Origin of the sequence: Peribacillus tepidiphilus, assembly GCF_009466385.1 — a bacterium.
Classification (GTDB): Bacteria; Bacillota; Bacilli; order Bacillales; family DSM-1321; genus Bacillus_BN; species Bacillus_BN tepidiphilus.
The window spans coordinates 34,668-44,808 of record NZ_WIAQ01000025.1 but is presented as its reverse complement, the minus strand read 5'-3'; the positions used below and the strand labels follow the sequence as shown (position 1 = coordinate 44,808).

At 40.2% G+C, this 10,141-nt stretch carries 7 protein-coding genes, 4 tRNA genes and 1 pseudogene; all 12 read right to left on the bottom strand.

The features are described from left to right. Positions 1-191: 191 nt before the first annotated feature. Positions 192-1,391, bottom strand: a complete 1,200-nt coding sequence (locus GD441_RS13335) for a S1C family serine protease (RefSeq protein ID WP_153126925.1) — start codon at positions 1,389-1,391, stop codon at positions 192-194. A 170-nt stretch (positions 1,392-1,561) separates the two neighbouring features. Further along, complete coding sequence (locus GD441_RS13330; protein WP_153126924.1) at positions 1,562-2,356, bottom strand: MBL fold metallo-hydrolase; 795 nt, start codon at positions 2,354-2,356, stop codon at positions 1,562-1,564. Positions 2,357-2,362: 6 nt separating this feature from the next. Then, a complete protein-coding gene (locus tag GD441_RS13325) occupies positions 2,363-3,154 on the bottom strand; it encodes a two-component system regulatory protein YycI (RefSeq protein WP_153126923.1) in 792 nt (263 codons plus the stop codon). Continuing rightward, positions 3,141-4,466, bottom strand: a complete 1,326-nt coding sequence (locus GD441_RS13320; protein WP_191992192.1) for a YycH family regulatory protein — start codon at positions 4,464-4,466, stop codon at positions 3,141-3,143. The genes GD441_RS13325 and GD441_RS13320 overlap by 14 nt, the downstream gene beginning before the upstream one ends. After that, positions 4,463-6,286, bottom strand: coding sequence for a cell wall metabolism sensor histidine kinase WalK (gene walK / locus GD441_RS13315; protein WP_153126921.1), 1,824 nt, complete (start codon positions 6,284-6,286; stop codon positions 4,463-4,465). The genes GD441_RS13320 and walK overlap by 4 nt, the downstream gene beginning before the upstream one ends. 5 nt (positions 6,287-6,291) lie before the next feature. Next, positions 6,292-7,002: a response regulator YycF gene (yycF, locus tag GD441_RS13310; RefSeq protein ID WP_153126920.1), complete on the bottom strand. Its 711-nt coding sequence runs from the start codon at positions 7,000-7,002 to the stop codon at positions 6,292-6,294. A 162-nt stretch (positions 7,003-7,164) separates the two neighbouring features. Continuing rightward, a pseudogene (locus tag GD441_RS13305) lies at positions 7,165-7,272 on the bottom strand (M23 family metallopeptidase); the annotation flags it as partial. A 211-nt stretch (positions 7,273-7,483) separates the two neighbouring features. Continuing rightward, positions 7,484-7,556, bottom strand: a tRNA-Phe gene (locus tag GD441_RS13300). Positions 7,557-7,608: 52 nt separating this feature from the next. Beyond that, positions 7,609-7,684: transfer RNA gene (locus GD441_RS13295), tRNA-Asp, on the bottom strand. A gap of 187 nt (positions 7,685-7,871) precedes the next feature. Beyond that, positions 7,872-7,943, bottom strand: a tRNA-Glu gene (locus tag GD441_RS13290). 7 nt (positions 7,944-7,950) lie between these two features. Beyond that, positions 7,951-8,026, bottom strand: a tRNA-Lys gene (locus tag GD441_RS13285). A gap of 767 nt (positions 8,027-8,793) precedes the next feature. After that, on the bottom strand, positions 8,794-10,086 hold the full coding sequence (locus tag GD441_RS13280; RefSeq protein ID WP_153126918.1) for an adenylosuccinate synthase: 1,293 nt from the start codon (positions 10,084-10,086) through the stop codon (positions 8,794-8,796). Positions 10,087-10,141 lie beyond the last annotated feature (55 nt).

The window sequence follows — 10,141 nt, the reverse complement described above, 5'->3', positions numbered from 1 at the left end:
CCTCAGACCGGAAGTTTGCCGCTCGCTTCCTTCAGATTCCGCGTCACCGCGGACACCCTTGCGTTAAGCTAACTGCTACTTCTGCCTTCGCAGTTCGGGACTCTCACCCTATAGATTACACCCATGCCGGGCGCACACAAGAAAAAAAGAGAGCTGTCTACTCCTTTTAACAGCTCTCTTACTTATCCACATTAAAATGTTTGGCTACTTAATACGATTGTTGCTTCTTCCAATTTTCCGTTACGATAGAATTTTACCTTCAGCTTGTCGCCGATTTTCTTCTTTACATACAGGTGCTTACGCAGGCTGGCCACATCCGAAATTTCCTCACCATCCATTTCTACAATAACGTCAAATTCCTTCATACCTGCTTTGTCAGCTGGAGAATTAGGTGCAACCTCTGTAATTGCAACCCCTTTTGTGACATCCTTCGGTAGCTTCAACGTATTTTCTTGGTGATATTGTGAAATTTCTTCCACACTAGCTAGGTTCACGCCCATATATGGTCTGCGGACCTCACCGAATTTCTCTAAGTCTTCAATGATTGGGATCGCTGAATTGATTGGTATGGAAAGTCCGATACCTTCCACTGCAGATTGTGCAATTTTCATGGAATTTATCCCGATGACTTGTCCTTTTAAATTTACAAGTGCTCCGCCGCTGTTCCCAGGGTTTATCGCGGCATCTGTTTGGATAACCTCGGCATTCCAATCTACTACGCCATCTTGGTTAATGTCAATTTCAATTGAACGCTCTAGACCGGAAATGATCCCTTGTGTGACAGAACCGGAGAATTGAAGACCGAGTGGGTTACCGATGGCGATCACTGGCTCTCCCGGTTTCAAGCTGTCAGAGTTCCCAAATTCCGCAACCGTTTTTACCTTGGATCCATCTACTTCAATGACAGCCAAATCTGTCCACACATCACTTCCTAGCAGCTTTGCAGGGAGCTTGGTTCCGTCTGAAAGGGTCACTTCAAGCTCGTTTGCCCCATCAATCACGTGGTGGTTGGTCACGATAAAAGCCTTGCCTCCAGCTTTTTTGTAAACAACACCTGAACCTGTCCCCGCTTCACCACCCTGTTGGAAGAAGCTTGATTGCTGAATATTTGTGATGCCAACCACAGCATCTCCTGTTTTATCTACAGCCTCTGTGACGGAGGTAGTTACATCTACTGAAACTTTTTGCTCAATCGTTGGACCAGCCGTTCTGCCATTTTCCTCCGCTGTATCTGTATCTCCTAATGGAAGTCCTCCCAAACCGAATTGAGGAAAAGCAATCATGACTAGTAAAGCACCAATAATAACGCCGAGTAGACCTGCAAAGAAAGGACCACCTTTTCCTCTTCTAGGTGATCTGTTTTGTTGGTAATCCTGATCATAATATCCCATAACTGCTCAATCCTCTCTTTCCTTTAAATAATGGCAATGTTTAGTGTTTGTATTATAGCTTCATTATAATCAGCAAATCTTAATTTTGTCTTAAAAAACGATACAACCTTGGTCTAGAACCAAAAAAGGAATGAAGAACCCTTTCTCCATTCCTTTATACCCAAAATCCCTTATACACAAACTAGTTCAGTCGGTTTTTTCGGATCAGTATCGTATAAAGAAAAGCCTTCACCGACTCGTAGACCCTGTGATTCTAGTGTTTGTGTTACAGACATACGGGCAAGATCCTTCATATTGTTATCAAGGCTTAAATGTGCAAGATAGATGCGTTTAGTTCGATCGCCAATAACCTCACTCATTGCAATGGCAGCATCTTCATTGGAAACGTGGCCTACATCGCTTAAGATTCGGCGTTTTACGCTCCAAGGATAGCGACCCATACGAAGCATTTGCACATCATGATTGCTTTCAAAAATGTACGTATCGGCATTAGAAATAATCCCTTTCATCCGATCACTCACATAGCCTGTGTCCGTGATTAATACCAGCTTTTTGCCAGTATGATGGAATACGTAAAACATCGGTTCAGCCGCATCATGAGACACACCAAATGATTCCACCTCAAGGCTGCCGAAGCTTTTGACACTTTCCATTTCAAAGATGAATTTTTGTTCTAGTGGAATTTGGCCTATACTACTCTCCATTGCCTTCCACGTCTTCTCATTCGCATAGATCGGTAGTTTATATTTTCTCGCCAATATTCCCAAGCCTTTGATATGATCGCTATGCTCATGAGTTACTAGTATAGCAGAGAGCTTGGAAGGATCTCGATTGATTTGCTGGAACAACGAATCCATTTGTTTGCCGCTTAATCCTGCATCCACCAAGATCGAGCTATCCTCTGTCTCGACATAAAACGCATTTCCTGTACTCCCGCTTGCGAGAACACTAAAATGCATAGACATGAAACTTCACTCCAATATATTTTCTTCTGTATTTAGTTGAATAATTTGCCCTTCAAATGCATTCACAAACAAATCCTCTTTTCCATCAATCACCACGTGCCATGTAGGTGTTAAAACATGAGAAGCCGTTAGCTGAACGAGCGTATAATAGCCGAGCTCCACCTTCGTTACTTCGCTTTTTGGTCGCAAGTATCCTTTATAATAAAGAGTTTCAATAGCCTTTATCGCCGGTAAAACTTCCTCTTCTTCATTGAATTCTTCAATATTTTCAAGTAGGGTTTGTTCGTATGAGACGATTTCCTTATTTTCATTAAAGAATAACGTGAGCTTCCCATTCACATTATTGTAAAACATTTTCTCCTCATGCATCTGATAGTAAATAATAGCGTTTGAATCCTCGTCCACACCCCAATATTTGTACTGGTTGCCATTCAAAATATTCTCTTTCACGAAAGCATCGAGCGCTTCAGAATAAATTTTTTCTCCAAGTGCAAAGGGTTTATCGAGCTTTGAAAAGATCTTCTGGTTATCATATATCGTAACCTTTTGACCTTTTAACTTTTTCAAATCATCCTTACTGAAGTTTTTACTTTTTGCGCTCAAATAGCGCTCTTTTGTTGTTTCCTTCGGCAGGTTACTGTATTTGATTTCATTTTCTTTTAAACGCTCTTCAAAAGAAGATTCCGCAATAAATTCCAACTGATTGGAATTCCGTTTTTCAAAGTATTGATAAACAAGAAAAATATCCAGAATGAGAAAAACGAGAATGAAAATGGTTTTTGTTTTACTCCAATCCATTCAGCTTGCCTCCCCGCTTTTGAAATGAGACACGGATCCAAGCACCGTCATAACGGTAATACCAGGCAGGCTCCAACGAAATAATTTTTGGTTCTTCCACATCCCTGGTTAAATGATAACCGATTGTGAGGTCATCAAGAAGCTTTGCGTTAAAGTCTCTTGTGTTCATCACCATTTCAATCGCTTCTTTTCCAGAAGGAAGGCTTTCTGGCTTAATTTCGGAAGGAAGCGGGAAATCAAGTGAAAAGAACGGTCTTTTATATTGGTAAATCTCGTCCTTTCCCCATACCTGAACGATTTCACTCATACCTGCTTCGTTAAAGACCGGCAGACCTTGCAAATGAAGACGAAAGACTGTTTTTTGTTCTGCTTCGTTTAGCCCAGCGAAACGGTACTGGTCTTCCCAGCCTGCATGATCATTAATAAATTCTACGCTCTTTTTTAACAGTTCGTCTGCACGGACAGGATACGGCTTTCTTTGTGCAGGATTTACAAAATAAATCATCATCGTATCATAGTAGACATTCATCAAGCTTGAACCGTCCGTATATTCCTCTCCCTGAGTAATTAGATCCTGTTTCACAAAGCTCGGGTCGCTGAATAGGGCATCACGAAATTTTTTCGTGTCGTGAAAGACTGGATAATATTTATATTTGTTCATCTTTAAAGATTGCTTTGGTAAAAACAGAGTCTTTCCTTCTGTTAGCTCTACCGAAAAATATTCTGGATAACGATAAGCGAATCGAAAATAGTTTTTATAAAAATCTTCAATATAAGAGGCGTTTACACTGCTTTTATATATTAAACGATTTTTATAGGAAATAAAATATAAGCTATCTTCCTCATTTTTTCCTTGTCCTGTATTGAACACAATTCGATCAAATGAAGCATCCGGGAGATCTTTATCTTCGATATCTAAAATACTTTTAAAGGTCGAAATCGGAATATCATTCGAGAATTTAATTTCTGTATTTCCATTTCCATGAATAAAGGCAGTAAATTCTTTTTTAGAAATGGTGTCAGAAACATTTTTCATATTAAAAAGCGTCCATTTAGCAAGTTCTTTCATAACCTTGCTAATTTCTTTCTCGTCCGTTGTGGCATAATGCTTGCCATCTAGATGATATAGGATTTGACTGGGCTTAATGACACTCGCAAGCTCCTGTTTATCGGAAATAGCAACCTCCTGAATATAAGGAGATTGCTCAATTGGATCAAGATTGGGCTGATACGTCCATATACTCCATGTCAAATACACACTTGTAAACACTAATATTGTGAGAACGACCGTTTTAATAGTTTCTAAGTTCATGACCATTCATCCTCTTGTTCACGCTCATATGGAAGGGTGAAGTAAATGGTGGTCCCTTTTCCTTCTACACTCGTTGCCCAAATCCTTCCTTTATGGGCTGTTACCATTTCTTTTGCAATTGCTAAACCTAAACCCGTGCCACCAAGATTTCTCGAACGTGCCTTGTCCACACGGTAGAAGCGATCAAAAATCTTATCCAGCTTGTCCTTTGGAATGCCCACACCTTCATCTTTTATACTAACCTCAATTGTGTTTTCAAGTTCTTTTAATGTAAAAGTAATTTGCCCGCCTTCAGGAGAATACTTCATCGCATTTGAGATGATGTTATAGAGCACCTGGGTAATTTTATCCTCATCAATTTCTACAAAAATCGGTTCTTTTGGAATTTGCCGTTTGAAAGTAATATTTTGCTGCTTAGCCATTTCAAAACGGTCAATTATATGGTTAAAAAACACACTGAAATTAACCCAGTCTTTTGAAAGGCGATAATCCTTACTGTCCATTTTAGAAAGCTGCAGCAAATCATTGACGAGACGGATCATTCGCTCCGTTTCGTTTTGTACAACGCTTAAGAAATTCGGTGCAATGCTCTCATCCTTCCAAGCACCGTCCGCCAGAGCCTCAAGATAACTTCTCATAGTAGTCAAAGGTGTACGAAGCTCATGAGATACGTTCGCAACGAATTCTCTTCTTTCTTCTTCAATTTTTTCCTGCTCGGTAATATCATGCAACACAGTAATTAAACCATTCACGAAACCCGTTTCTTTTTGGATAACGGAAAAATTCGCCCGTAAAATATAAGGCTCGTTTTTTGTACTGTAATCTAAAATGACAGATTCCTGTTCATTTAATAAGTCTTCAAATGTATATTCATCTTCTAATCCAAGCAGTGTAACAATCGGCTGAGAGAGCACTGTTTCACGTGAAACATTCAACATTTTGGCTGCCGGATCGTTGATAAGAATGACTCTGCCGCGACGGTCTGTCGCAATAACACCGTCCGTCATATACGAAAGAACCGAGGACAGCTTTCTTCTTTCACCTTCTGTTGTCGCTTGGGCATCCTGCAGCTTTTTGGTCAGATTATTAAAGGTTATAGCAAGCTGCCCAATTTCATCATATCCGTATACTTTAACCTTTCTCGAAAAGTTTCCTTTTGCCATTGCGAGAGCTTGTCTTCTCATATCAGACATAGGCCTTGTGATCGTTTGTGCAAGTATGATCCCAAGAATCGCAGTTATTCCAAGTGCGATAGCTGTACCCGACGCAAAAATATTATTGATTTCACGCATCTGCTTAAATACACTTTCAATTTTGGCAATTAAGTAGATGGCACCGATTACTTCTCCTTTGGATTCAATTGGTGCCGACAATACCCACAGCCTGCTTTTTGTTTTTGGATCAATCTGCAATCGATGCTCCTCAGAACCCAAAACAAGCGTCCGCTTTATCAGCCGTTCCGTCGACCTTTTTCCTACAATCCCTTGATTTTCAGGGGCAGATGTGCCGATAATTTTGCTTCGGCTATCAATGACCCTCACCTCGGAAATATCCACTGCTGAGAAATCAAAAAGAATCGAACGTATGTCCTCTTCTAGGGTCGGACCGTCTTCTTCCCGTTCCTTAATCATTTCCTCTTCAATGTTGTAAGCCAAAAGATTTATTCTTTCCCGAAGTGATTTCTGAAAGTTTTCAATTAGCCGATCCTCCAGCTGATTATTAAAATATACTCCGATGATTTGCATAGCTACAAGGATCAAGAGCACGTAAATCAACACTAACTTAAGATGTATGGATTGAAAAAAACCAACCTTTTTCATGAAACTTACTCCTGTTCAGGATTACGAAGGTAATAGCCTACTCCTCTTCTTGTAACAATCCAGCCTGGATGGCTTGGATTATCCTCAATTTTTTCTCGTAAACGTCTTACTGTTACGTCAACCGTTCTCACATCACCATAATAATCGTAGCCCCAAACCGTTTGAAGCAAGTGCTCACGAGTCATGACCTGTCCAATATGCTTCGCTAAATAATGTAGAAGCTCGAACTCACGATGGGTCAGCTCAATAGTTTCTCCTCGTTTTGAAACAACATATGCATCCGGATGAATGGTTAAGGAGCCAATGGTAATCTCTTTCGTTTCATCCTCTTCCTGGCTTTGGTTTACAATAGCTTGCTGTCTGCGTAAGTTCGCTTTCACTCGAGCGATCAATTCTCTTGTGCTGAACGGTTTTGTCACATAATCATCCGCTCCAAGCTCAAGCCCCAACACTTTATCGATTTCCGAGTCCTTCGCTGTCAACATAATAATCGGAATTTCGTATTTTTTACGCACTTCTCGGCACACTTCCATGCCATCCCGTTGAGGAAGCATAATATCAAGCAGGATCAAATCCGGCTGAATCTCCTCAACCATCTCTAATGCTTGATTTCCATCATATGCACAATAGACTTCAAAGCCTTCTTTCTTTAAATTAAATTGCAATATGTCAGCAATCGGTTTTTCATCATCTATTACAAGGATTTTTTTATCCATAGAATAATCTCCTTTTTAATAGGTATAGTTCCTCTATATTACTTTATCATGTTCTTATCTTTAATTCATCTATTGGGGATAGCTTACAGAAATTTCATCATCTATCTTATTTTTCCATTTTAACATAATCAAAAACCCTCGGAATATCCGAGGGCAAAATCATTATAGATAAAGAAGTGGGTTAACTAGCTTGCCGTTTTTAATTACTTCCAAATGAAGGTGAACACCAGTTGAATGTCCAGTTGAACCCATTACTCCTATTTCGGAGCCTGCCGCTTAAATCATACTAATTTTCACTTAAATAAAAATGATCTACTTCCTTAATGTACTTTTATCTTTGTAAGGATCCAATCTATTTTCATAATTGAAGTGTTGAATGTTATACCTTTGAGTATTTTTTCATTCAAATCCTAATAATTTAACTAAAATTTTTTTTAAAAAAAGAATGCCACCAAATCATTTTGATGACACCCTTTTGAGATGGCTCGGGACGGAATCGAACCGCCGACACAAGGATTTTCAGTCCTTTGCTCTACCGACTGAGCTACCGAGCCGTATATTAAATTCTAATCTTTAGCTTTTATTTCTCTTTAAAATTATGTATAATGGCGGTCCCGACGGGAATCGAACCCGCGATCTCCTGCGTGACAGGCAGGCATGTTAACCGCTACACCACGGGACCAACTAAATATTTATAAATTGTCTATCCTACAACAAAAATCCAGGATGTTAATGCGTCGAGACAACTCGCAGTATTTTTCCTAGATGTGTCGCTCGTCGCTACACGACGGAATCTATTAATCTATGTAAAATGGTGGCCAGCAAGGGAGCCGTCCTTGCCAGCTTCTTACTGGCCAACCATGTGCCGATGACCCGTACGGGATTCGAACCCGTGTTACCGCCGTGAAAGGGCGGTGTCTTAACCACTTGACCAACGGGCCAATAAAATGGTGAGCCATGGAGGACTCGAACCTCCGACCCTCTGATTAAAAGTCAGATGCTCTACCGACTGAGCTAATGGCTCATTAATTTTAAATTAACTCCGCTCATATTGAAAGCATTAGATGCTCCGTCTCATCTCTTTTCAAGACATGAGACTACGCAACTCGTAGTTTAATCGGTGAAGCGTATGCTCGTTGCTCTACCGACTGAGCTAATGGCTCATTAATTTTAAATTAACTCCGCTCATATTGAAAGCATTAGATGCTCCGTCTCATCTCTTTTCAAGACATGAAACTACGCAACTCGTAGCAACTTCACAGATGTGTCGCTCGTCTCTACCGACTGAGCTAATGGCTCATTAATCTAAATTAATTCCATATTTAAATCGTTCGTTACTTCGTCAGCGACGTTTTTAATAGTAGCATAGAAAATACTAAGAATGCAATACTATTTTTGAAAAAAATTTTTTCAAATAAAAAGGATTTTCCAAAGCTGTATACTCTAGAAAATCCCTAAATCGATCAATATGTTAAACTTGCCGCAACGATAATTCTACCACGATTGCAGGTGAGAAAAGACTGAAGCCGATCGCTACATTTCCTTCCTCTACTTTTTTTGCAAGACTCACATTCGGCGTACGGACAGCGGCAGAACGGGCAGGTTTGATTTTTGCAAAAACGGCATACCTTATGCGTCATCTCCCAGATGAGACATTTAGGGAGTTAGGGTTCCCACCTGAAACATGGTCATATATTCGATTAAAGACCTTACCTTTTCTTTTACTCTTCTTTTTTTCGCAAAAAAAGGCTGTCCAAAAGAATAACTTTTAGACAACCTTCTTTTGATTCATTAAACTTGTCTCCAAGGATTGCGAACTACATTTGTTTGTGTACGGTCTGGACCGACAGAGAAAATGGATAACGGGATCCCTGTTAATTGAGAAACTCTCTCTAAATAATGACGGGCATTTGCAGGAAGCTCATCCAATGATTTGCAGCCTGTTATATCTTCTGTCCAGCCTGGTAGCTCTTCATATACCGGCTCACATTCAGATAAAACTTTCAAGCTTGCAGGGAATTCTTCTATGATTTTTCCATTATGACGGTAAGCTACACAAATTTTTAGGGTTTCAATACCTGTTAACACGTCAATAGAGTTTAAAGAAAGATCCGTAATACCGCTTACGCGACGAGCATGACGAACAACGACTGAGTCAAACCAACCCACGCGTCGCGGACGTCCTGTTGTTGTACCGTATTCACGACCGACTTCACGAATTCGGTTACCAATCTCGTTATCAAGCTCTGTCGGGAATGGACCATCTCCAACACGTGTTGTGTAAGCTTTGGATACTCCTACTACATGATTAATTTTAGTTGGACCAACGCCTGAACCGATTGTTACGCCGCCAGCTACTGGGTTTGAGGATGTAACAAACGGATAAGTTCCTTGATCAATATCTAGCATTACACCTTGAGCACCTTCAAAAAGTACACGGCGACCCTCATCTAATGCATCATTTAAAACAACAGATGTATCGCAAACGTACTTCTTAATTTGCTGCCCGTACTCATAGTATTCATCCAAAATATCTTCTAGCTGGAATCCTTCTGTTTCATAAAACTTTTCTAAAAGACGGTTTTTTTCTTTTAAATTATGTGCTAGCTTCTCTTCAAACACTTCACGATCTAAAAGATCAGCCATGCGGATTCCCATACGCGCTGCTTTATCCATATAAGCAGGACCAATTCCTTTTTTCGTTGTGCCGATTTTGTTTGCACCTTTGCGCTCTTCTTCGACCTCATCCAATTTAAGGTGATAAGGAAGAATGACATGTGCACGGTTGCTGATACGGAGGTTGTCCGTTGTTACCCCGTGACTATGTAAATACTCAAGCTCTTTTACAAGTGCTTTCGGATCTACAACCATACCATTTCCAATCACGCATATTTTATCACTGTAAAAAATTCCAGATGGAATTAAATGAAGCTTATATGTTTCACCATTAAATTTGATCGTATGTCCTGCGTTGTTTCCGCCTTGATAGCGGGCAACCACTTCTGCATGCTCAGACAAAAAATCTGTAATCTTACCTTTACCTTCATCTCCCCATTGTGTTCCTACAACAACTACTGAAGACATTACCTGCACCTCCAAAGGTTCACGTTTTACCGATTCAAAGAACGGGCCTAATCAA

Bases quoted from the DNA above. Each gene is read 5' to 3' on its own strand.
- GD441_RS13335 (WP_153126925.1), bottom strand. From the start codon at position 1,391: ATGGGATATTATGATCAGGATTACCAACAAAACAGATCACCTAGAAGA.
- GD441_RS13330 (WP_153126924.1), bottom strand. From the start codon at position 2,356: ATGTCTATGCATTTTAGTGTTCTCGCAAGCGGGAGTACAGGAAATGCG.
- GD441_RS13325 (WP_153126923.1), bottom strand. From the start codon at position 3,154: ATGGATTGGAGTAAAACAAAAACCATTTTCATTCTCGTTTTTCTCATT.
- GD441_RS13320 (WP_191992192.1), bottom strand. From the start codon at position 4,466: ATGAACTTAGAAACTATTAAAACGGTCGTTCTCACAATATTAGTGTTT.
- walK (WP_153126921.1), bottom strand. From the start codon at position 6,286: ATGAAAAAGGTTGGTTTTTTTCAATCCATACATCTTAAGTTAGTGTTG.
- yycF (WP_153126920.1), bottom strand. From the start codon at position 7,002: ATGGATAAAAAAATCCTTGTAATAGATGATGAAAAACCGATTGCTGAC.
- GD441_RS13280 (WP_153126918.1), bottom strand. From the start codon at position 10,086: ATGTCTTCAGTAGTTGTTGTAGGAACACAATGGGGAGATGAAGGTAAA.